Annotated in this window: 21 protein-coding genes and 2 tRNA genes; 6 read left to right on the top strand and 17 right to left on the bottom strand. The window is 67.6% G+C overall.

Annotated features, from left to right (window positions below):
• The first annotated feature begins 22 nt into the window (after positions 1–22).
• Entirely contained in the window at positions 23–760 is a 738-nt protein-coding gene (locus tag ACSX1C_RS01975; protein ID WP_439888000.1) for a TSUP family transporter, read from the top strand.
• On the opposite strand, the gene ACSX1C_RS01970 is transcribed toward ACSX1C_RS01975, so the two are convergent.
• The 3 genes from ACSX1C_RS01970 to ACSX1C_RS01960 are packed head-to-tail and all read right to left on the bottom strand — an operon-like array spanning position 751 to position 4958.
• The gene (locus ACSX1C_RS01970; protein WP_439887999.1) at positions 751–1827 is read right to left on the bottom strand and encodes a lipocalin-like domain-containing protein; all 1077 of its coding nucleotides are present in this window, start codon (positions 1825–1827) and stop codon (positions 751–753) included. The genes ACSX1C_RS01975 and ACSX1C_RS01970 overlap by 10 nt on opposite strands.
• Entirely contained in the window at positions 1817–4288 is a 2472-nt protein-coding gene (locus tag ACSX1C_RS01965; protein WP_439887998.1) for an FtsX-like permease family protein, read from the bottom strand. Before ACSX1C_RS01965 ends, ACSX1C_RS01970 begins: the two co-directional genes overlap by 11 nt.
• A 1-nt stretch (position 4289) precedes the next feature.
• Positions 4290–4958 carry an ABC transporter ATP-binding protein gene (locus tag ACSX1C_RS01960; RefSeq protein WP_439887997.1) on the bottom strand — a complete coding sequence of 223 codons (669 nt, stop codon included), beginning with the start codon at positions 4956–4958 and terminating at the stop codon, positions 4290–4292.
• Between the two features lie 157 nt (positions 4959–5115).
• On the opposite strand from ACSX1C_RS01960, the gene ACSX1C_RS01955 reads away from it, so the two are divergent.
• Entirely contained in the window at positions 5116–5538 is a 423-nt protein-coding gene (locus ACSX1C_RS01955; RefSeq protein WP_439887996.1) for an organic hydroperoxide resistance protein, read from the top strand.
• A 73-nt stretch (positions 5539–5611) separates the two neighbouring features.
• Here the strand turns inward: ACSX1C_RS01955 and ahpF are convergent, their stop codons facing one another.
• From ahpF to ACSX1C_RS01940, 3 genes are all read right to left on the bottom strand, one after another.
• Complete coding sequence (gene ahpF, locus ACSX1C_RS01950) at positions 5612–7168, bottom strand: alkyl hydroperoxide reductase subunit F (protein ID WP_439887995.1); 1557 nt, start codon at positions 7166–7168, stop codon at positions 5612–5614.
• Between the two features lie 241 nt (positions 7169–7409).
• A complete protein-coding gene (gene ahpC / locus ACSX1C_RS01945) occupies positions 7410–7973 on the bottom strand; it encodes an alkyl hydroperoxide reductase subunit C (RefSeq protein ID WP_439887994.1) in 564 nt (187 codons plus the stop codon).
• 153 nt (positions 7974–8126) lie between these two features.
• Positions 8127–9092, bottom strand: coding sequence for an NAD(P)H-quinone oxidoreductase (locus tag ACSX1C_RS01940; protein WP_439887993.1), 966 nt, complete (start codon positions 9090–9092; stop codon positions 8127–8129).
• 127 nt (positions 9093–9219) lie between these two features.
• On the opposite strand from ACSX1C_RS01940, the gene ACSX1C_RS01935 reads away from it, so the two are divergent.
• Together ACSX1C_RS01935 and ACSX1C_RS01930 are read left to right on the top strand one after the other, a co-directional pair.
• Positions 9220–11298 carry a carboxy terminal-processing peptidase gene (locus ACSX1C_RS01935; protein WP_439887992.1) on the top strand — a complete coding sequence of 693 codons (2079 nt, stop codon included), beginning with the start codon at positions 9220–9222 and terminating at the stop codon, positions 11296–11298.
• A 98-nt stretch (positions 11299–11396) separates the two neighbouring features.
• On the top strand, positions 11397–13157 hold the full coding sequence (locus ACSX1C_RS01930) for a GGDEF domain-containing protein (protein ID WP_439887991.1): 1761 nt from the start codon (positions 11397–11399) through the stop codon (positions 13155–13157).
• Here the strand turns inward: ACSX1C_RS01930 and ACSX1C_RS01925 are convergent.
• The 7 genes from ACSX1C_RS01925 to ACSX1C_RS01895 all read right to left on the bottom strand — a co-directional run bounded on the left by ACSX1C_RS01925 (position 13154) and on the right by ACSX1C_RS01895 (position 16353).
• Positions 13154–13621: a sel1 repeat family protein gene (locus tag ACSX1C_RS01925; protein WP_439887990.1), complete on the bottom strand. Its 468-nt coding sequence runs from the start codon at positions 13619–13621 to the stop codon at positions 13154–13156. The genes ACSX1C_RS01930 and ACSX1C_RS01925 overlap by 4 nt on opposite strands.
• A complete protein-coding gene (locus ACSX1C_RS01920; RefSeq protein WP_318642480.1) occupies positions 13621–13986 on the bottom strand; it encodes a hypothetical protein in 366 nt (121 codons plus the stop codon). Before ACSX1C_RS01920 ends, ACSX1C_RS01925 begins: the two co-directional genes overlap by 1 nt.
• Positions 13983–14300 carry a helix-turn-helix transcriptional regulator gene (locus tag ACSX1C_RS01915; protein ID WP_318642482.1) on the bottom strand — a complete coding sequence of 106 codons (318 nt, stop codon included), beginning with the start codon at positions 14298–14300 and terminating at the stop codon, positions 13983–13985. The genes ACSX1C_RS01920 and ACSX1C_RS01915 overlap by 4 nt, the downstream gene beginning before the upstream one ends.
• Positions 14301–14465: 165 nt before the next feature.
• The gene (locus ACSX1C_RS01910; protein ID WP_439887989.1) at positions 14466–14915 is read right to left on the bottom strand and encodes a YkvA family protein; all 450 of its coding nucleotides are present in this window, start codon (positions 14913–14915) and stop codon (positions 14466–14468) included.
• A gap of 366 nt (positions 14916–15281) precedes the next feature.
• Positions 15282–15992: an FKBP-type peptidyl-prolyl cis-trans isomerase gene (locus tag ACSX1C_RS01905; RefSeq protein ID WP_439887988.1), complete on the bottom strand. Its 711-nt coding sequence runs from the start codon at positions 15990–15992 to the stop codon at positions 15282–15284.
• 187 nt (positions 15993–16179) lie between these two features.
• Positions 16180–16256: transfer RNA gene (locus tag ACSX1C_RS01900), tRNA-Asp, on the bottom strand.
• A 21-nt stretch (positions 16257–16277) separates the two neighbouring features.
• Positions 16278–16353: transfer RNA gene (locus tag ACSX1C_RS01895), tRNA-Val, on the bottom strand.
• A gap of 161 nt (positions 16354–16514) precedes the next feature.
• On the opposite strand from ACSX1C_RS01895, the gene rdgC reads away from it, so the two are divergent.
• Positions 16515–17435 (top strand): recombination-associated protein RdgC, encoded by a 921-nt coding sequence (gene rdgC / locus ACSX1C_RS01890; RefSeq protein ID WP_439887987.1) that lies wholly within the window; start codon positions 16515–16517, stop codon positions 17433–17435.
• Positions 17436–17595: 160 nt separating this feature from the next.
• Entirely contained in the window at positions 17596–17910 is a 315-nt protein-coding gene (sugE, locus tag ACSX1C_RS01885) for a quaternary ammonium compound efflux SMR transporter SugE (RefSeq protein ID WP_318642490.1), read from the top strand.
• A gap of 53 nt (positions 17911–17963) precedes the next feature.
• On the opposite strand, the gene ACSX1C_RS01880 is transcribed toward sugE, so the two are convergent.
• The 4 genes from ACSX1C_RS01880 to ACSX1C_RS01865 all read right to left on the bottom strand — a co-directional run bounded on the left by ACSX1C_RS01880 (position 17964) and on the right by ACSX1C_RS01865 (position 21909).
• Positions 17964–19841 carry an MFS transporter gene (locus tag ACSX1C_RS01880; protein WP_439887986.1) on the bottom strand — a complete coding sequence of 626 codons (1878 nt, stop codon included), beginning with the start codon at positions 19839–19841 and terminating at the stop codon, positions 17964–17966.
• Positions 19842–19956: 115 nt separating this feature from the next.
• Positions 19957–20286: an AzlD domain-containing protein gene (locus tag ACSX1C_RS01875; RefSeq protein WP_318642494.1), complete on the bottom strand. Its 330-nt coding sequence runs from the start codon at positions 20284–20286 to the stop codon at positions 19957–19959.
• Entirely contained in the window at positions 20286–20996 is a 711-nt protein-coding gene (locus tag ACSX1C_RS01870) for an AzlC family ABC transporter permease (protein WP_369958988.1), read from the bottom strand. Before ACSX1C_RS01870 ends, ACSX1C_RS01875 begins: the two co-directional genes overlap by 1 nt.
• 82 nt (positions 20997–21078) lie before the next feature.
• Complete coding sequence (locus ACSX1C_RS01865; RefSeq protein WP_439887985.1) at positions 21079–21909, bottom strand: AraC family transcriptional regulator; 831 nt, start codon at positions 21907–21909, stop codon at positions 21079–21081.
• Positions 21910–22002: the final 93 nt, after the last annotated feature.

Genomic DNA, 22002 nt, shown 5'->3' with positions numbered 1-22002 from the left:
GCGGGCGACGGATCACGCCCGCATGAGCTACAGCGCCCTCGAGTGCCTGGCGCTGCTGATCGTGCTGGGCGGCTGCCTGGTGCAGGCCCTACTGGGCATCGGTTTCGCCCTGCTGGCCGCCCCCCTGCTGTACCTGCTCGACCCCGGCTATGTGCCGGGGTCGGTCCTGCTGCTGGGCTTCCTCCTGGCCTGCTGCATGCTGCTCGGCGAGCGCCGGGCCCCGGCCTGGCGTCGGCCGCTGCCGGCCATCCTCGCACGGCTGCCCGGGGCCTGGTGCGGCGGCCTGCTGCTGGGGCTGCTGCCCGGCGCCTGGCTCGGCCTGCTGCTAGGCGCCAGCGTGCTGCTGGCGGTGCTGTCCAGCTACCGCTGGCTGGCGCTGCGCTGCAGCCCGCGTAACCTGGCCATCGCCGGCTTCTGCTCGGGGCTGATGGGCACCGCCACCTCCGTGGGCGGGCCGCCCATGGCCCTGGTCTACCAGGACCGCGCCGCGGCCGAGACCCGCGCCGAGCTGGCCGCCTTCTTCCTGCTGACCACCCCGGTTTCGTTGCTGGCGCTGCTCTACCAGGGGCGTCTGCCCCTCGACCACCTGCTCGACTCGCTCAAGCTGGCTCCCGGCGTGCTGGCCGGCTACGGCCTGGCGCTCGCTCTGCGCGGACGCTTCGATCGGCACAACCCGCGGCGGCTGTTGCTGCTGCTCGCCATGCTGGCCGCCGTCGGCCTGCTGCTGCTCAGCCTGTGGCGCCTGGCGGCTCAGCGGTAACCGGTCATCTCCAGATAGCCCACCCCCGCATGGCTGCCGGCGAAGCGGATCGGCCCCTCCCAATAGGGAAAGCGCGTGGCCATCCAGGCCTGCTCCTGCAGCGGCACGGTGGCGATGGCCAGGCCCTTGGCCGGGACGCGCAGGGTCCAGGCGGTCGGCAGCCGGCGGCCGGCGACCCGGCGGTGGTTGCGCGGGATCATCTGGATATCGCCCCCGGCGAGGGCCTGGCTGCTGCCGTCGGCGGCGATCCAGGTGCCGGCGCGGTAGGGCTGGCCGTCGGCATGACGCAACTGGAACAGCATGAGCTTCTCGCCCGAGTCCAGATGCAGGGAGAACCAGTCCCAGCCCTGCTGATCGGCCGCCAGCGGCTGGCTGCTCCATTCGCGGTCGAGCCAGGCCTGCCCGGTCACCGCATAGCCCTGGCCGTTCAGTTCGACCCGGCCCTCGGCCTGGAGAAACGGCTGGCTGTAGTAGTAGGACGCCTGACCCTGGCCGGACTTCTGGCTGTAACCGTTATCGCCGTGCAACACCGGCGCTTGCCCGGTGGCCAGGTGCAGGCGATAGGCGAAATCGCGGCCCCTGGCCTGCAGCTCCATCTCGCCCAGGCCGCCCCGATCCGGCGACAGGCTGCGCAGCTGCCAGGCGTCGATCCAGGCGTGCAGCGGCGTCGCCTCGACCCCGGCCTGGCCGATGCCGCCGCGGGCGAAGGTCTCGGCGAAGCGATGGCCGTCGGGGCCGGTCAGGGCCGCGTGGCCCATCCACAGCTGGCGGTTGCTCCAGTCCGCGGCGTTGGCGCCGGGCTGCAGGGCATTGCGAAACAGCGTCCACTGCAGGCCCCAGGCGCGGCCTTGTTCATCCTCGAGGTTGGCGGTGAGGTACCACCACTCGATGCGGTAGTCCGGGTGGGCGCCGTGGTCGGCCGGGAACGTCATGGCCCTTCCCGGCTCGACCCGGGCGAAGGCGTCGGCGGCGCGGCCGAGCCCGGCGAAGCCCTCCTGCGGAGTCTCGTCCTCGCAGGCGACCAGCAGCAGCCCCGCGAATGCCAGTCCGGCGGCCCTAGCGTTCATCGACGAAACTCCGCAGTAGCGCGGCCGGGGTGCAGTGACCGAGTCGCCACAAAGGCCCGGCGGCGGCCAGCAGACTGGCCAGCAGCGCCAGGCCGGACAACTGCAGCAGTTGCCCGGGGAAGACCTGCAACGGCAGGCGCCAGCCGAAGGCCTGCACGTTGATCACCGCCACCAGCCACCAGGCCAGCAGCAGCCCCAATGGCAGCGCCAGCAGCAGGGTCAGGGCGGCCAGCAGCAGGGTCTGGCCGAGACTCAGCCAGGCCAGTCGCGTCCGTGTCACCCCCAGTGCCCAGAGCGGCGCCAGCTGGTTCAGACGACCCTGGCCGAGGGTCAGCAGGCTGATGAACAGGGCCACCCCGGCCACCCCCAGGGTCAGGCTGTTGAGCGCCGTGGTGGCGGCGAAGGTGCGCTCGAACACCCGGCTCGACCAGGCCTTGAGCGTCGTCTGGTCGATCAGCCGGCTATCGTCCAGGGCGAAGCGCGCCTGCAGCGCCTGGATCAGCCCGGGCACGTCCGCTTCGGCCAGGCGCAGGCCGAAGCTGCGCGGTGCCAGCCCCGGCCAGTGGCGCTGCAGGCCAGCCGCCTCGACCAGCAGGTGGCCCTTGGGATTGCCATAGTCGGCGTAGATGCCCAGCACCTCCAGCGTCCAACCGCCCTGGGGGCTGGGCAGGCGGAGGCGCTCGCCCAACTGCAGACCCAGGCGCCGCGCCAGCTGCTCGCTGAGCAGCAGCCCCTGGCCGGCGGCCAGGCGCTCCCAGGCATCGGCCGAGGCCTGCAGCAGCGGCCAGTGCGCGCGGTAGTGGGGGTGATCGCGGATGCCGGTCAGCTGGGCCGGCCAGCCCTCGAGCGGCAACTCGACCCGCCAGCTCGGCAGCACGGCACGGACCTCGGGGCGCCGTTGCAGCCAGCTCTCGATGGCCACGCTCTGCTCTGCATCGGTCGGGGTCAGGTACAGCTCCGCGGCCAGGCGCTGGTCGAGCCAGGTGCCGAAGGTCTGGCGAAAGCCCTCGGTCATGCTGCCGACCCCGACATTCGCCGCCAGGGCCAACAATAGTGCCATCAGCGCCAGGGCCAGGCCCGGCAGCTGCTGGCGACTGTCGGCGACGAACCACTGCGCGAGCGGCCACCGGCAACGGGGCAGCACCGCCCGCAGCAGCCCATCCAGCAGCACCGGCAGGAGCAGGGCAGCGCCCAGCAGCAGCGCGGCGAGGCCGACGAAGCCGGTCTGCAGGCTGTCGCCCAGCCACAGCGTCAGCCCGGCCAACAGGCCCAGGGCCGCGGCCAGCCAGGCCTGACGACGCAGACCGCGCGCCTGGGCCTGCTGCCAGGCCTGCGGCTGGGCCAGCGCCAGCACCGGCAGGCGGGCGGCGCGCAACAGGCTGCCGGCGCCGGCCAGCAGGGCGCCGAGCAGGCAGATGGCCAGCGCGCCCAGCCACCAGCTCGGCGCCAGGCCGAGCTGACCGGCCACTTCGGCGCCATACAGGCCGCGCAGGCTGGCCGCCACATCCGGCAGCAGCCAGGCCGCCAGGCCATAGCCGCTGAGCAATCCGGCCAGCCCGCCGAGCAGACCCAACGCGAGCAGCTCCAGAGTGAGCGCCAGCAGCAGACCGCCCAGGCTGACCCCGCAGGCGCGCAGGCTGCGCAGCAGCGCGCGACGCTGCTCCAGGGCCAGGCCGATGGCGGCATGCACGATGAACAGGCCGACGACGAAGGCCAGCAGGCCCAGGGCGCTGAGGTTGAGGTGAAAGCTCTCGGTGAGCTGCGCCAGGCCGACCGCCTCCTCGCCGCGGCGCAGCACCAGCTGCCCGGCCAGTTGCTGCGGCAGCTCGGCTTCGCCGAACGCGCCATCCAGCAGCAACCGCGACAACTGCCCGGGGGCGTCGAGCAGGCGCTGGGCCACGCCGATATCGACCAGCAGCACGCCCGGCGGCAGCCCGGGCCAGGCCTGCAGCGGCGGCAGGGCCTGGCCGGTGACGCTGAGCGGCCGAGCGCCGGGCGCCAGGCCCAGTTGTGCCAGGGTTTCGACGGCGATCCAGGTACGCCCGGGAGGGCCGAGGAAACGGCTCAGCTGCTGGCGTCCGGCCGCCCGTCCGGCCAGAGCGCTGCCGGCGGGCAGGGTCAGGGGCTCGATGCCGATCAGCTGCAGGCGCTGCTCTTCCAGCCCGCGCAGGCGCAGAGGGCCTTGCAGCACCGGCGAGACCGGCCAGCCGGCCCGGCGCAACTCGACGAAATGGCGCTGCGGGAACAGCCCGCCGTGCCGTGCGACGAGGGAGTAGTGGCGATCGCCCCCGAACAGCTGGCTGGCCCGGGCATAGCTGTCGCGGGCCTGGCCGTTCAGCGCCTGCACCCCGACCCACAGGCCGCAGGCCAGCCACAGGCCGGTCAGCACGGCGAACAGCTGCACGGGGTGACGCCGCCAATGGCTGGCCAGGGCGAGCAGGGTCCACCCCAGCACGGCCACCTCAGCAGCCCTCGGTTGCCAGCAGGCATCCGCCCTGCAGACGCAGGCGGCGCTGCAGGCGCGCCGCCACCCGTGGACTGTGGGTCACCATCAGCAGGCTGGTGCTGCTGCCGGCGAGCAGTTCCAGCAACAGCTCCAGCACCTCGTCGGCGCTGCGCTCGTCCAGGCTGCCGGTGGGCTCGTCGGCCAGCAACAGCGACGGCCGCGCGGCCAGCGCCCGGCCCAGGGCCACGCGCTGCTGCTGACCGACAGAAAGCTGCTCCGGATAACGCTGCAGCAAGGCCGCCAGGCCCAGGCGCTCGCTCAGCTCGGCCTGCCAGTGCGGATCGTGGCGCCCGGCCAGACGCGCCTGGAAGGCCAGGTTGTCGGCGACGTTCAGGCTGGCGATCAGGTTGAACTGCTGGAACACCAGGCCGATGCCACTGCGCCGCCAGGCCGCCAGGCCGGCTTCGTCGAGCCGCTCCAGCGCGCGGTCGCCGGCCCGGATGCTGCCGGCATCGGCGCGGTCGAGCCCGGCTATCAGGTGCAACAGGGTGCTCTTGCCGCTGCCGGACTCGCCCATCAGCGCCAGGCTGGCGCCGGCGGCCAGCTGCAGCTCGACCCCGCGCAGCACCGGCAGCGGCCCCTGAGGGGTCGGGTAACTCTTGTACAGGCCCTGAATGCTGAGCATCGGCAAGCCACCTTGGCGCGTGTGGCCCAGTGGAAAATCCCGGGCACTGGCCAAGAAGAGTCTAGCGCCGCCCGGCACTCGACCGGGCGCATCGGGCAGAAGCTGATTTACTGAGACTATGCAGCCTCCGTTCCCGCAACCGCACAGGAGACACGCGATGAATGTTCTGTACTCGACCCAGGCCACCGCGACCGGCGGCCGCACCGGCCAGGCCAGCACGGCCGACGGCGCCCTGAGCGTGACCCTGACCACGCCCAAGGAACTGGGCGGCCCGGGCGGCGACGGCAACAACCCGGAACAGCTGTTCGCCGCCGGCTATGCCGCCTGCTTCCTCGGCGCGATCAAGTTCGTCGCCGGCAAGCAGAAGGTCAAGGTCGGCGACGACAGTACGGTGACCGCCACCGTCGGCATCGGTGCCCGTGACGATGGCGAAGGCTTCGGCCTGGATGTCGCCCTGGAAGTCAGCCTGCCGGGCGTCGATCACGCCCAGGCCGAGGCCATAGTGGGCCAGGCCCATGTGGTCTGCCCCTACTCCCACGCCACCCGCAACGGCCTGGTGGTGCGCACCCTGGTGATCTAGGCGCGCCCAGCGAACGGCAAAGAAAAACGGCCGAGCCGAAGGTCAGCCGTGTTCTGTGCGGCCGATGGGGCCGTCAGCTCGAACGGATCAGGTGATCGAAGGCGCCGAGCGAGGCCTTGGCCCCCTCGCCCACGGCGATGACGATCTGCTTGTAGGGCACGGTGGTCACGTCGCCGGCGGCGAAGATGCCCGGCACCGAGGTCTCGCCGCGCGAATCGACGATGATCTCGCCCCGCGGCGACAGCTCCACCACGCCCTTGAGCCAGTCGCTGTTGGGCAGCAGGCCGATCTGCACGAAGATGCCTTCCAGCTCGATATCATGCAGCTCGTCGCTGTTGCGGTCCCGATAGACCAGGGCGTTGACCTTCTGCCCGTCGCCCTTGACCTCGGTGGTCAGCGCGCTCTTGATCACCCTGACGTTGGCCAGGCTGGCCAGCTTGTTCTGCAGCACCGCATCGGCGCGCAGCTGGCTGTCGAACTCGATCAACGTCACCTGGGCGACGATGCCGGCCAGGTCGATGGCCGCCTCGACGCCGGAGTTGCCGCCGCCGATCACCGCCACCCGCTTGCCCTTGAACAGCGGGCCGTCGCAGTGCGGGCAGTAGGCCACGCCGCGGCCGCGGTACTGCTGCTCGCCGGGGACGTTCATCTCGCGCCAGCGGGCGCCGGTGGCGAGGATCAGGGTCTTGGCCTTGAGGCTGGCGCCGCTGTCGAATTTCACTTCATGCAGGCCGCCGGCGCCGCTCGCCGGGATCAGCGCGCTGGCACGCTGCAGGTTCATGATGTCGACGTCGTACTGCCTGACGTGCTCCTCCAGGGCGCGGGCCAGCTTCGGTCCCTCGGTCTCCTGCACCGAGATGAAGTTCTCGATGGCCATGGTGTCCAGCACCTGGCCGCCGAAACGCTCGGCCGCCACCCCGGTGCGGATGCCCTTGCGCGCGGCATAGATGGCCGCCGCGGCGCCGGCCGGGCCACCGCCGACCACCAGCACGTCGAACGCGGTCTTGGCGCTCATCTTCTCGGCCTCGCGGGCGCTGGCGCCGGTGTCGAGCTTGGCGAGGATCTGTTCGGCGTCCATACGGCCCTGGCCGAACGGCTCGCCGTTCAGGTAGATGCTCGGCACCGACATGATCTGCCGCGCCTCGACCTCGTCCTGGAACAGCGCGCCGTCGATGGCCACGTGACGGATCTTGGGGTTGAGCACGGCCATCAGGTTCAGCGCCTGGACCACGTCCGGGCAGTTCTGGCAGGACAGCGAGAAATAGCTCTCGAAGTGGAGATCGCCTTCGAGCCCCTGAATCTGCTCGATCACCTCCTGCGCCAGCCTGGACGGGTGACCGCCGACCTGCAGCAGGGCCAGCACCAGGGAGGTGAATTCGTGGCCCAGGGGGATGCCGGCGAAGCGCAGGCCGATGTCCGCTCCGGGACGATTGAGCGAGAACGAAGGCACGCGACTGTCGCGGCCATCGGTCTTCAGGGCGATCTTGTCGCTCAGGCCGACGATCTCCTGCAGCAGGCCGAGCAGCTCGCGGGATTTGTCGCTGTCATCGAGGGTCGCAACGATCTCGAACGGCTGGGTGACCTTCTGCAGATAGGCCTGCAACTGGGTTTTCAGATTGGCGTCCAACATGGCGGATGTTCCTCGATGACGAAATTCGGGCAATAAAATGCCCGGGCGGGTCGCGCCCGGGCATCGGGCGCCTTAGGAAGCAGTTGGGCTTCTTGAGGCGGAAAATGGGATGGAGAGCGTCGCGAGCGACGGCAGTGCAAGGCGAAATCAGGCGAGGGCGCGGAGTTTACGCGCTGTAAATGAGCAGCCCGAGCCTGATTTCAACGCAGCAATGCCTAGCGCAGCAGCTCTACACCCATTTTTAGATCTTGCCGACCAGGTCCAGGGAAGGCGCCAGGGTGGCTTCGCCGTCTTTCCACTTGGCCGGGCAGACTTCGCCCGGGTGAGCGGCGGTGTACTGGGCGGCCTGCAGCTTGCGCAGGGTCTCGGAGACGTCGCGGGCGATTTCGTTGGAGTGGATCTCCACGGTCTTGATCACGCCTTCCGGGTTGATCACGAAGGTGCCGCGCAGGGCCAGGCCCTCTTCCGGGATGTGCACGCCGAAGGCGTTGGTCAGCTGGTGGGTCGGGTCGCCGATCAGCGGGAACTGGGCCTTGCCGACCGCCGGGGAAGTCTCGTGCCAGACCTTGTGGGAGAAGTGGGTATCGGTGGTGACGATATACACCTCGGTGCCGGCATCGCGGAACGCCGCGTAGTTGTTGGCGGCGTCTTCGATCTCGGTGGGGCAGTTGAAGGTGAAGGCCGCCGGCATGAAGATCAGCACCGACCACTGGCCCTTCAGGGACTGCTCGGTCACCTCGATGAACTTGCCGTTGTGGAAAGCGTTGACCTTGAACGGTTGGACTTGGGTGTTGATGAGGTTCATCTCTGACTCCTTCGAGGGTTGAAAAGTTGACCCGGCGAATCTTAGAGCGAGATGTTCTAAAAACCTTATTGATTGAGGCCATGGGATTGATTGCCTGAGTCAATCGAACCCCCTGGCCCTCATCGCAAAATCTATCCAGGCAGCGCCACGGGCTCAGACCAGGCTCTCGTCGACCAGCAGCACCAGCTTGCCGTCGACCCGGTTGCCGGCCAGTTCGGCGAAGGCCAGTTCGGCATCCTCGACCGGATAGCCGCGTACCAGTTGCGGCTTGAGCCGGCCCTCGGCGAACAACGGCCACACCTGGTGCTGCAGGTCGCGCAGCAGGTCCGCCTTGAACTGCTCGTCGCGATTGCGCAGGGTCGAGCCGATCAGCTGGATACGCTTGCCCAGCAGCAACGCCAGATCCAGCTCGGCCTGGCGCCCGCCCATCAGGCCGATGTTCAGCCAACGGCCGTCGCGCGCCAGCAGCTCCAGGTTGAGCGCGGCATACTGGCCGCCCACCGGATCGAGGATCACATCGAAGGGCCCGAAATCGCGCAGCGCCTGCAGGCCGTCATCGCCACGCAGCACGCCGCCCTGGGCGCCCAGGGCCTCGCAATAGGCCAGGCGCTCGGCCGAGCCGACGCTGACCCAGCAGGGGTTGCCGAAGGCCTTGCACAGCTGGATAGCCGCCGAGCCCACGCCACTGGCGCCGGCGTGCAGCAGGACCCTTTCCCCCGGCTTCAGGCCGCCCAACTGGAACAGATTGAGCCAGGCCGTGGCATAGACCTCCGGCACGGCCGCCGCCTCGGCCAGGGACAACCCCTCGGGCAGCGGCAGCGCATGCCGGGCATCGACCACCACCTCCTCGGCCATGCCGCCACCGGCCAGCAGGGCGCAGACCCGGTCGCCCACCTGCCAGTCGCAACCGGCGCCGACTTCGCTGACGATGCCGGCGCACTCCAGGCCGAGCGCCGTGCTGGCCCCCGGCGGCGGCGGGTAGAGCCCCGCCCGCTGCAACAGGTCGGCACGGTTGAGGCCGGCCGCCGCCACGCGAATGCGAATTTCCCCCACATCGCAGGCCGGGGCGGGCTGCTCCGCCCATTCCGCGCGGCCTTCAACGCCTTGCAATGCCTTCACGCTGCCTCCATAGTGAATCGAAACCGGGCCCGGCGCTCAGCGTCGGGCCTCTGCATTGCGCCGATGGAACTGGCGCCCTCTAAGACGGCCTAATATGCGTTATCAATTACCCCCACGTCGAATCAGCATGAAGCGCTCCCTGCTCTGCGCCACCCTCGCCTTTGCCCTCGGTTTGGGCGCGCTGCCCCTGGCGGCGAAGACCACCCAGTCCGATCCCTGGGAATACCTGCAACCCGACCGTGAGCAGGTCATCGCCAGCCTCAACGTCGTGGAACTGTTGAAGCGCCACCACTACAACAAGCCGCCACTGGATGACGAACGCTCGGTGAAGATCTACCAGGGCTACCTGAAGATGCTCGACCCGGCGCGCAGCTATTTCACCGCCGGCGATATCGCCCAGTTCGACCGGTGGCGCGAGCAGTTCGACGACCTGCTCAAGAGCGGCAATCTGGAGCCCGGTTTCGTCATCTACAAGCGCCAGCTGGAGCGCCTGCAGGGACGCCTGCAGTTTGCCCTCGACCTGCTCGACCGGGGCATCGACAAACTCGACTTCGGCCTCGACGAGAGCCTGCTGATCGACCGCGAGAACGCCCCCTGGGCCAAGGATGTCGCCGAACTGGACGACCTGTGGCGCAAGCGGGTGAAAGACGAGGTGCTGCGCCTGAAGCTCGCCGGCAAGGAGCCCAAGGCCATCCAGGAGCTGCTGACCAAGCGCTACCAGAACCAGCTGGCGCGCCTGCAGCAGACGCGCGGCGAAGACATCTTCCAGGCCTACATCAATGCCTTCGCCAGCTCCTACGACCCGCACACCACCTACCTGTCGCCGGACAACGCGGAAAACTTCGACATCAACATGAGCCTGTCCCTGGAAGGCATAGGCGCGGTGCTGCAGACCGACAACGAGTACGTCAAGGTGGTGCGCCTGGTTCCGGCCGGGCCCGCCGAGAAGAGCAAGCAGATCGCCCCGGCGGACAAGATCGTCGGCGTGGCCCAGGGCGACGACGAGATGGTCGACGTGATCGGCTGGCGCCTGGACGAGGTGGTCAAGCTGATCCGCGGCCCGAAGGGCTCGCAGGTGCGCCTGGAGGTGATTCCGGCCAGCAACGCGCCGAACGACCAGACCAGCAAGGTGGTCAACATCACCCGCGAGGCGGTCAAGCTGGAGGAGCAGGCGGCGAAGAAGTCGGTGCTGCAGCTGAACCACGAGGGCCGCGACTACAAGCTGGGGGTGATCGAGATTCCCGCCTTCTACCTGGACTTCAAGGCCTTCCGCGCCGGCGACCCGAACTACAAGAGCACCACCCGCGACGTCAAACGCCTGCTCAGCGAGCTGGAGCAGGAGAAGGTCGACGGCGTGGTCATCGACCTGCGCAACAACGGCGGCGGCTCGCTGCAGGAAGCCACCGAACTGACCGGGCTGTTCATCGATCAGGGCCCCACCGTGCTGGTGCGCAACAGCGACGGCCGGGTCGACGTGCTGGCCGACGAGAACAGCGGCACCTACTACACCGGTCCCATGGCCGTGCTGGTCAACCGCCTGTCCGCCTCGGCCTCGGAGATCTTCGCCGGCGCCATGCAGGACTACCACCGCGCGCTGATCCTCGGCGGCCAGACCTTCGGCAAGGGCACGGTACAGACCATCCAGCCGCTCAACCACGGCGAGCTGAAGCTGACCCTGGCCAAGTTCTACCGCGTCTCCGGGCAGAGCACCCAGCACCAGGGGGTGATTCCCGACATCCAGTACCCGGACGTGATGGACACCAAGGAGATCGGCGAGAGCGCCCTGCCCGAAGCCCTGCCCTGGGACAGCATCCGCCCGGCGATCAAGCCCGAACTGGACCCGATCATGCCGTTCCTCGCCGAACTGCAGGCCCGCTACGACGTCCGCACGGCGAAGAATCCCGATTTCACCTTCACCCGCGAGCGCCTGGCGCTGGCCAAGAAGCTGATGGGGGAAACCACGGTCAGCCTCAACGAGGCCAAGCGCCGGGCCCAGCAGAACGACATCGAAGCCCAGCAGCTGGTCATCGAGAACAACCGGCGCAAGGCCAAGGGCCAGGCACCGCTGACCGAGCTGAAAACCGAAGACGAGGACGCCCTGCCCGACGAGGACAAGCCCGAGGTGCAGGACGATGCCTTTCTCGCCGAGAGCGGACACATCCTCCTGGACTACCTCGGCCTCAACGCCTCCCTGGCCAAGCAGTAACGCCGGAGCGTCATCAAACGGTCATTAATCTGTCGTGAAATGCAGGGGTTGGTAGGGATATCAGCCCCTTCGCATTTTCAGGACAGTGAGCCCCCCAGATGACCGTCACCGAGCAGTTGAGCGCACTGAGCCACATCCTCGCTCACGGCGACTTGCACAGCCTGTTCCAGCCCATCGTCTCGCTATCCGAGCGACGCATCCTCGGCTACGAGGCCCTGACCCGCGGCCCCTCCAACAGCCCACTGCACTCGCCCATCAACCTCTTCGCCGTGGCCCGTCACGCCGGACGGTTGAGCGAGCTGGAGCTGGCCTGCCGGAAAAGCGCCTGCCGGCGCTTCAGCGAGCTGACGCTGGAGGGCAAGCTGTTCCTCAACGTCTCCCCCGACTCCCTGCTGGAGCCCCGCCACCAACCCGGGCGCACCCTGCAGCTGCTGCAGGCCCTGGGCATACCGCCGAGCCGGGTGGTGATCGAGCTGACCGAACAGTCCCCCACCGAGGACTTCTCCCTGCTCGACAACGCCCTGCACCATTACCGCGCCATGGGCTTCTCCATCGCCCTGGACGACCTCGGCGCCGGTTACTCCAGCCTGCGCCTGTGGTCGGAGCTGCGCCCGGATTACGTGAAGATCGACCGCCATTTCATCGACGGCATCCATCAGGACGCGGTCAAGCGCGAGTTCGTCGGCTCCATCCTGCAGATGGCCAAGGCCTCCCGCGCCGAGGTGATCGCCGAGGGCATCGAGCTGGAGGAGGAGCTCGCCGTCCTCTCCGAGATGGGCGTCAACCTGGTCCAGGGCTACCTGATCAGCCGCCCCCAGGAGCAACCGCCCCGCGAGGCACTCGGCCTGCTGCCCAGGTTCGATACGGCCCCCAACGCCCTCGGCGAGGAAGGCAGCGACCTGTCCGCCCTGCTCAACGAACAGCCGGCGGTGCCCCTGCACACCTCGACGGCCGAGGTCCTGGAGGCCTTCCGCGCCCAGGCCAACCTCAACTCCCTCGCCGTGCTCGACCAGGCTCGGCAGCCGGTGGGCATCGTCCATCGTCACTCGCTGGCCGATGCCTTGCTCAAGCCCTTCGCCACCGAACTGTTCGCCCGCAAGCCAATCAGCCGCCTGATGAGCGACGACTTTCTCGCCGTCGAACTGGGCCAGTCCCTGCAGCAGGTCAGCCGCCTGCTCACCAGCCGCGCCCGCCAGCGCATCGAGGAGGACTTCATCATCACCCAGGGCGGCCGTTACCTGGGCATGGGCCGGGTCATCGACGTGCTCAAGCTGATCACCGAACTGAAGATCCAGCAGGCCCGCCACGCCAACCCCCTGACCCTGCTACCGGGCAACGTGCCGATCCAGCAGTGCCTGAGCCGCCTGCTGCAGCAGGGTCGGGAGGCCGTGGTGTGCTATGTGGATATCGACAGCTTCAAGCCGTTCAACGACCTCTACGGCTATGCCAAGGGCGACGAGGTGTTGCTGTGCCTGGCCCAGTGCCTGGGCGAGCGGGTCGATCCGGCGCGCGACTTCGTCGGCCATATCGGCGGCGACGACTTCCTCCTGGTGCTCGGTTCCGAGGACTGGCGCACCCGCCTCAATCGCCTGCTGGAGGACTTCCAGAGCCAATGCCGGCGCTTCTACAGCGAAGAGCACCTGCATGCCGGCTGCTTTACCGCCTACAACCGCCAGGGACAGCGCCAGGAATTCGCCCTGCTCTCGCTATCGCTCGGCGTCGTGCACCTGCGCCCCGGACAGTGTGCGCGGCTCGATGCCGCGCAGCTCGCCGGCCTGGCCTCGGAGGCCAAGCGGCAGGCCAAGGCGGTGCCTGGCTACAGCCTGCATATCATCGATACGGGAAAGTTGTCCGCCTAGAGCCCGAGTGCCTGCGCCCGCGCGGCCAGGCGCGCCGCCTGCTCGGCATCGGCCGGCAGCCCCTCGGCGCCATCCCGATAGAGTTCGGCCAGGCGCCGCGTGGCCAGGGGGTGCCCCGCCGCGCTTGCCAGCGACCACCAGCGCACCGCCTCGCGGGCGTCGGGCGCCTTCCGCGCGTCGCCGGCCAGACTCGACAATCCCAGCTGATAGGCGGCCTTGCCATCGCCGCCTGCGGCGGCCAGGCGCAATAGCCGAAGGCCCTCCTCCCGCGCACCCAGGCCCTGGCCGCGAAACAACAGGATATGCCCGTAGAAACTTTGTGCACCGACATCGCCCAGGTTCGCCATGCGCGCGAACCGGCCTTCCAGCCAGCGCCAACCACGCGGCTGTCTGACCCACCAGGACCAATGGAACAGGCGCCTGGCCAAGGCGTAGGCCAGACGCGCGCGCAGCCGGTGGAGCATCAGATGTCGTCCGGGTAGCTGAACTCGAACACCCGCGCCACTTCCCCGGCGTGCCAAGACGCCGCGGCGACGCCATCTGAGGCACCGTTGAAACGGCCCAGGCGGGTCACGCAGTCGAAGAAACCGGTCCGCGGCAGGCGGCTGGCCCCCTGGCTGATCACCAGGGCGCTGCGCAACGGCCGCTCGGCCTGCGCATCCAGGGCAGCCAGATGCTCCAGGGCCGCCGTCAGGGTCTGCATCGCCGGGCTTGGCAGGGCCAGGCGCTCGATCAATGCACGATAGGTCAACAGATGACGCTGACGCCGCGCCTCTTCCAACTCGCTGAGCAATGCCTGCCAGTGCTGGCGACTGATACTGACCGTCAAGACTTCGCCTCCCAGCCCGCGACCCCGAGCGTCCAAGCCAATGCACGTTGAATAGCGGCATCCGGCTGGCGTTCGCCGCTTTCGATCATTCCCAAATAGTGCGGGCTGATGCCCACAGCCCGGGCCAGCTGCTCCACCGACAGCCCCTTGGCCTCACGCAGGCGCGCGAGCTGGTCCAACCCTGGCACTTCCTCGGCCGGTGGTGCATCCGCCGGCTCGACTCGGCCGGCGGCCTGCAGCAACGCCTGATACTCCGCCCACGGCAACACCGCGTATTGCGGCTCGCCGTCATTCTTGATCACTTGTACGTTCATCTTCGACGCTCCTTGGAAAGCGGTACCGAGAGCTTCAGTACATTCCTTGCAGGGCCCTATGTTAACAGCCCGAGGCTATAAGAGGCGCGCGCTAACCGGTGCGCACGCTCGGGACCGCGCCTGGATACGCCGCCGAAGAAACGAACAGGGGATGCGTGGCACCGCTCAGGAAAGCCGGCGGTCCGGTACCGCTTCGTCGTCCGTCGGCAGCCGCTCGATCGCCTCCAGCACCTGTGGCGCCTGGGCCTTGCGCCAGGCGCGAAAGGCCTCCAGCTCGGCGCTCCAGGTCCGCAGCACCCAGGCCAGCACGGCCAGATCGTCGATAAAGCCCACACCGATCAACCAGTCGGGCAAGGCATCCAGGGGGGTGACGAAATACAGCAGGGCGGCGACCACCGCCAGCATCGCCTCGGTACCGATCGCCCGGTACTCGCCGCGCCACCAGGCCGCACAGAGGCTCTGCAGCAGGCGCAGATCCTCCTTCAGGTCGGCGAGACGTCGACCTTGCTGGCCACTCTTGCGGGCCACCGCCAGCAACAGGCCGGGTAGTCGGGCCCGACTCAACAATTGCTGCGCCAATGGCAGAAATCGGGCGAAACCCCAGGGTGCTTTCATGGTCGCTCCTCGCCAGCCCGCATGGCTGCTGGGCTCCTTGAGGTTATCCACGCAAGCTGTGGATAACCCTGTGAACATAAGCCGAACGAGCCTGCCAAAGGCCCGTGCTATCGGGCCTTGCGACAGATCGGACATTTTTTACACAAAGTATAAAATCCATGTAAATCAAATAGTTAATAATCAAACAGTTACTCGTCCCAGTGTTGGCGGCCCCTCTCGAGAGCGCCTGCGCGAATGTGCATAACCGTAACACCAAACGGGCCGAAACAGCCCCCTTACAGACCGACCGGTCGATTACCGGCACCCTGCACACCCCAGAAACGACAACGCCCCGTCGAGACGGGGCGCTGCGATGAAACGGCGAGCTTACTGTTCGGCGCTGGCGCCCGCGTCCTTGATGGACAACAGCTCCAGTTCGAACACCAGCACCGAGTTGGCCGGAATCGCCGGAGTCGGGCTCTGCTCGCCATAGGCCAGCTCGCTGGGGATGTACAGCTTGTACTTCTCGCCGACATGCATCAGCTGCAAGCCTTCGACCCAACCCGGGATCACGCCGCTGACCGGCAAATCGATCGGGCTGCCGCGCTCGATCGAGCTGTCGAACACGCTGCCATCGGTCAACTTGCCTTCGTAGTGAACGGTCACCACGTCGGTGGCTTTCGGTTGAGCCCCCTCGGCCTTGGTCAGCACTTCGTACTGCAGGCCGGACTCGGTGGTCACCACGCCCTCACGCTTGGCGTTGTCCTCGAGGAACTTCTTGCCGGCCTTGGCCGACTCCTCGTTCATGGCCGCCATACGCTCCTCGGCACGCTTCTGCAGGAAGGCGAAGGCCTCGATCAGCTCTTCGTCCTTCAGGCGTTGCTCCTTCTTGCCGATGGCATCCTCGATGCCCTGGGCGACGGCCTTGGAATCCAGGTCATCCATGCCTTCCTGGGCCAGGCTCTTGCCCATGTTCAGACCGATGCCGTAGGAGGCCTTCTGCGCCGGGGTCTCCAGCTCGACGGAGGTCTGCGAATCGCAGCCCGCGAGTACCAGGCCAACCAGCGCAACCGCCGCCGCTAAACGATGCTTCTTCATGCTTGATCCTTGTTCCGGTGCGCCCTAGGGCAATCGAGTGAAGGCGCGAGCTTAGCAGGCCGTCGCGATCACTGGCTACCGGGATAGGAACCATAAAATGCGCATAAGTTCAGGTGTTTAGCAGGTTTTCGAAGGAGTACGGCGAATGTTGCGGAGGGATAAAGCAGAGGCGAAGCGAGGAGGGAAATGGCGCAGCGGACGGGACTCGAACCCGCGACCCCCGGCGTGACAGGCCGGTATTCTAACCGACTGAACTACCGCTGCGCGTAACCCCGAAAGCGAGATTGGTGGGTGATGACGGGATCGAACCGCCGACCCTCTGCTTGTAAGGCAGATGCTCTCCCGGCTGAGCTAATCACCCTTCACTCTCGAAGTGGGGCGCATTCTAGAGAGCCATCGGCACCTTGGCAAGCCCTGATCGAAAAAAAATTTATCGACACAGCAAAGGCTTAGCTCAGGGTTGGCCTGCGCCCCCGAGGGGAGAATAATGCGCGCTTTGCGTTAATGGAGAGTCACCCCCTCATGTGGTTTCGCAACCTGCTGGTCTACCGCCTCACCCAGAACGTCCCCTTCGATGCCGAGGCCCTCGAAGCCGCATTGGCCGCCAAGCCGGCACGCCCCTGCGCCAGCCAGGAACTGACCACCTACGGCTTTATCGCCCCCTTCGGCAAGGGCGCCGATGCGCCCCTGGTGCACGAGAGCCAGGGCTTCCTGCTGATCGCCGCGCGCAAGGAGGAACGCATCCTGCCCGGCAGCGTGGTGCGCGACGCGCTGAAGGAGAAGGTCGACGAGATCGAAAACGAGCAGATGCGCAAGGTCTACAAGAAGGAACGCGACCAGCTCAAGGACGAGATCGTGCAGGCCTTCCTGCCCCGCGCCTTCATCCGCAAGTCGGCGACCTTCGCCGCCATCGCCCCGGCCCAGGGCCTGATCCTGGTCGACGCCTCCAGCGCCAAGCGCGCCGAAGACCTGCTCTCCACGCTGCGCGAGGCCATCGGTTCGCTGCCGGTGCGGCCGCTGACCGTGAAGATCGCCCCGAGCGCCACCCTCACCGATTGGGTCAAGGCACAAAAGGCCGCCACCGACTTCTTCGTACTGGACGAGTGCGAGCTGCGCGATACCCATGAGGATGGCGGCGTGGTGCGCTGCAAACGCCAGGATCTGACCAGCGACGAGATTCAGCTGCACCTGAGCGCCGGCAAGCAGGTCACCCAGCTGGCCCTGGGCTGGCAGGACAAGCTGTCCTTCGTGCTCGACGACAAGCTGGTGATCAAGCGCCTGCGCTTCGAGGACCTGCTGCAGGAGCAGGCCGAGCAGGACGGCGGCGACGACAACCTCGGCCAGCTGGATGCCAGCTTCACCCTGATGATGCTGACCCTGGTCCAGTTCCTCCCCACCCTGTTCGAGGCCCTCGGCGGCGAGGAAATCCCCCAGGGCATCTGAGCCGCTCGGCCCGGGACCGGCGGCAGCCAGCCTCCGCCGGTCCCCAGCGGCTTGCCCCGGCAGCCGGTCTGTGCACAATGACCGGCAGCGTGAGGACGACCTCACCACTCCATGAGTGACCACCCGGGGACGGCCCCAGCCCTTATCCCCGGAGGCCAAAATGTCCTGGATCATCCTGTTTTTCGCCGGCCTGTTCGAGGTCGGCTGGGCCGTCGGCCTGAAATATACCGACGGCTTCACCCGCCCCCTGCCCAGCCTGCTGACCATCGCCGCGATGGTCGTCAGCCTGGGCCTGCTCGGCCTGGCCATGAAGGAGCTGCCCCTGGGCACCGCCTACGCCATCTGGACCGGGGTCGGCGCGGTCGGCACGGTGATCGCTGGGATCATCCTGTTCGGCGAATCCATGGCCTTGATCCGCCTGGCCAGCGTGGCGCTGATTCTCTGCGGCTTGCTCGGGCTTAAACTCAGCCACTGAGGCGCCCACAACCGAAAGCCCGCCATCCGGCGGGCTTTTTCATTCCGGCTGGCTCAGCGCAGGTCGCCGCGCAGCTCGGCGACCTGCGCCTGCAAGCGCTGGCGGTCGGCGCACTCGGGACCGAGCGGCGCGCCGGCCACCAGCTGGATGCGCGACCACAGGCGCCTGAACACCCCCTTGTCGGGGTCACGGCTGAAGAAGCTGCCCCACAGCCCCTTGAGCGCCATCGGGATCACCGGCACCGGGTTTTCCGCGAGGATGCGCTCGATGCCGCCCTTGAACTCGTTGATCTCGCCATCCCCGGTCAACTTGCCCTCCGGGAAGATGCACACCAGCTCGCCGTTACGCAGGTATTCGGCGATCTTCTTGAACGCCGCGTCGTACACCAGCAGGTCCTCGGTGCGCCCGGCGATCGGCACGGTGCCGGCGGTGCGGAAGATGAAGTTGAGCAGCGGCAGGTTGTAGATCTTGTAGTACATGACGAAACGCACCGGCCGGCGCACCGCACCGCCGATCAGCAGGGCATCGACGAAGGACACGTGGTTGCACACCAGCACCGCCGCGCCGTCCTCGGGGATGGCCTCCAGCCCCCTGTGCTCGACCCGGTACATGGAGTGGCCGAGCAGCCAGATCAAAAAGCGCATGCTGAACTCGGGGACGATCTTGAAGATGTAGCTGTTGACCGCGACGTTCATCAAGGAAATCGCGAGGAACAGCTGGGGGATCGACAGCTCGGCGACGCTGAGAAAGAGGATCGAGGCGATGGCCGAGACCACCATGAACAGCGCGTTGAGGATGTTGTTGGCGGCGATCACCCGCGCCCGCTCCTGCTCCACCGTGCGCGACTGGATCAGCGCATACAGCGGCACTATATAGAAGCCGCCGAACAGGCCGATGCCGAGAATGGCACCGAGTACCCACCAGGCCTGGCCATGCCCCAGCAGCGTCAGCCAGTCATGGGGCATGGCGCCCTGGACGAAACCGTCGGAGTGCCACCACAGCAGCACGCCGAACAGGGTCAGGCCGATGGAGCCGAAGGGCACCAGGCCGATCTCCACCTTGTGCCCGCTCATGCGCTCGCACAGCATCGAGCCCAGGCCTATCCCCAAGGAGAACACCGTGAGGATCAGGGTCACCACGCTCTCGTCGCCGTGCAGCCAGTCCTTGGCATAGGCCGGGATCTGGGTCAGGTAGATCGCGCCGAGGAACCAGAACCAGGAGTTGCCCAGCAGCGAGCGCGACACCGAGACCGGCTGCTCCTTCAGGCCCAGGCGCATGATCCGCCAGGACTGACGCAGGATATTCCAGTCCAGTGCCAGCTCCGGCAAGGCCGCATGGGCGCGGGGGATGGCGCGGCTGGCCAGATAGCCGAGCACGGCGACCACGACCACGGAACCGGCGACGATCTGCGCGTAGGCGCTGCTGGCCATGATGATGCCGGCGCCTATGGTACCGGCGAGAATGGCCAGGAAGGTGCCCATCTCCACCAGGGCGTTGCCACCGACCAGTTCCTGCTCGCGCAGGTGCTGCGGCAGGATCGAATACTTCACTGGACCGAACAGCGCCGACTGGGTGCCCATGCAGAACAGCACGGCGAGCATCAGCGGCAGGCTGTCGAGCAGCACCCCGGCGGCGCCGGCCAGCATGATCAGGATTTCGGCGAACTTGATCGCGCGGATCAGGCTGTCCTTGGCGAACTTCTCGCCGAACTGCCCGCCGAGTGCCGAGAACAGGAAGAACGGCAGGATGAACAGCAACGCGCAGAGGTTGACCAGCAGGCTCTTGTCGGCGCCGGAACTGAGCTTGTAGAGGATGGCGAGGATCAGCGACTGCTTGAAGATGTTGTCGTTGAAGGCGCCGAGCAACTGGGTAAGGAAGAACGGCAGGAAACGCCGTTTACCGAGCAAGGTGAATTGCGAATCTGGGGTCATCGTCCGTGTACCTGTCTTCTATGACCGAGCGGGCCGTCCAGCATTGGACTGCAACAACCCGCCGACAAGCCACAGCAATCGTCGACTTTTGCCGACGTCACGGCAAAATCGCCGCTCAGATCGGCAGTTGCCCCAGCGCCCAGCGCAACAGGAAGAACACCAGCAGGCCGCCGCCGATGGTCGCCAGCAGATGGCGGGTCAGCGCGGCGATGGCGATGGCCGCCAGCCCGCCCAGCAGGTAGGCGTTGTCCAGGCGCAGGGCCCAGTGCTGGCCGTCGGGCAACAGCATGCCCGGCACCACGATGGCGGTGAGCACCGCAGTCGGCACGTAGTGCAACCCCTGACGCACCAGCGGCGGGAAGCTCAGGTTGGGGAAGGCAAACAGGCTGTAGCGAATGGAAAAGGTGATCGCCAGCATGCCGAGGATCAGCACCCAGTTGTCCATCAGGCCACCTCCGCGCATACGGGCGCCTGGCGGCGCTCGAGCAGCACACCGACCACAATGCCGCTGAACGCGGCCGCCAGCAGGCCGAGCTTGTATGGCAGGCCATGGAAGGCCAGGGCCACCGCCCCGGCCACCAGGGCCGCGGCCACCTGCGGACTGTTGCGCAGCATGGGCACGACTATGCCGATAAAGGTCGCCAGCATGGCGAAGTCCAGGCCCCAGGCGGCGAGGTTCGGCACGCTCTGGCCGAACAGCACGCCGACCAGGGTGCACAGCTGCCAGTTCAGGTACATGGCCAGCGCCGCACCGAGGAAGTACCAATGCTTGTTCGGCGAGGCATCCGCGTCCAGATAGCGGTGTTGCACCACGGCATAGGCCTCGTCGGTCAGCCAGAAGGCCAGCGGCACCCGCCAACGCTTGGGCAGGTGGCGGACGTACGGCTGCAGGCTGGCGCTGTACAGGGCGTGGCGCAGGTTGACCACCAGCGTGGTGAGCAGCAGCACGGCCAGGCCGGTGCCCACGCCGAGCAGGCTGATGGCGATGAACTGCGCCGAGCCGGCGAACACCAGCAGCGACATGCCGAGGGTCTGCCAGGGGCTGAGGCCGGCGGCGCCGGCCAGGCTGCCGAAGATGATGCCGAAGGGCATGGCGCCGAGCAGCATCGGCAGCATGTCGCGGGCGCCCTGGGTGAATTCTTGCGAGCGGGTCATAGCACTCTCCTCCTTGAGCTGCAGCCTATGCCACCTTCCCGGGCGCTGTATTGAACAATATTGCGCAGTTGCACCCCTGCGTTCAGGCGCCGCAGGCCTTGCGGTATTCGCCGGGCGTGACACCGTAGGCCTGCTTGAACTGGCGGCTGAGGTGGCTCTGGTCGGCGAACCCCAGCTGCATGGCCACGGCGAGCGGCGTCGAGCCCCGCTGCAATTGTGCCCTGGCCTGCTGCAGGCGTCGCTGCCGCAGCCAGGCGTGGGGCGGCAAGCCGGTGGCGCGGCGGAACACCCGGGCGAAGTGGAACGGCGACAGGCTGACCGCCGCCGCCAACTGCTCGAGCGAGGGCGGGTCGGCCAGGCGACTGTCCAACAGCGCCTTGGCCTGCGCCACCGCCCAGGGCTCACGCCCCGGCTCGCGCGCCTCACGCACCCGTCCGTGGCGCTGGAACAGCAGCAGGATCGCCTCGCGCCAGGCGATCTGACACTGCAAGACGGTGGCTGGACCGTCCAGCAGGCAATGCAGTTCGGCGAAAGCCCGAGTCAGTTCGAGGTCCTGTATCACGCTGCTGGCGAATCCGGGCAGACCAGCGGCATCCAGCTCCAGCTCTTGCAGCACACCCCGGATCTGCTGCGCATCCGGATAGCAGGCCCGATAGCGCCACCCCTGATCGCCCGCCTTGGAACAGGAGTGCAGCTCATCGGGGTTGATCACTATCATGCTGCCCACGGACGCCAGGTGACCGCTGCCGCGATGCTGAAACAGATGGGCGCCCTGCTCGACCACGCCGAGCACGAAACCCTCGTGTACATGGGGGGAAAAGGTGTGTTCGATGTAGCGCGCATGCAGCAACTCGACCCCGCCCAACTGGGGCGCGCGCCAGAAATGCGTCTGCTCGCTCGCACTCAAGTCCATCGCTCAGCCCCCAACGCGCGGCCGTTGCCGGCCGCCGCTGCCACACAGTGCGTGCGGCCCAGGCGCTCAGTGGCTAGGCCGCGATGCTTACGC

It is taken from the genome of Pseudomonas sp. MBLB4123 (assembly GCF_051904775.1).
Classification (GTDB): Bacteria; Pseudomonadota; Gammaproteobacteria; order Pseudomonadales; family Pseudomonadaceae; genus Aquipseudomonas; species Aquipseudomonas benzenivorans_B.
This window is presented reverse-complemented; position numbering and strand designations above follow the sequence as displayed.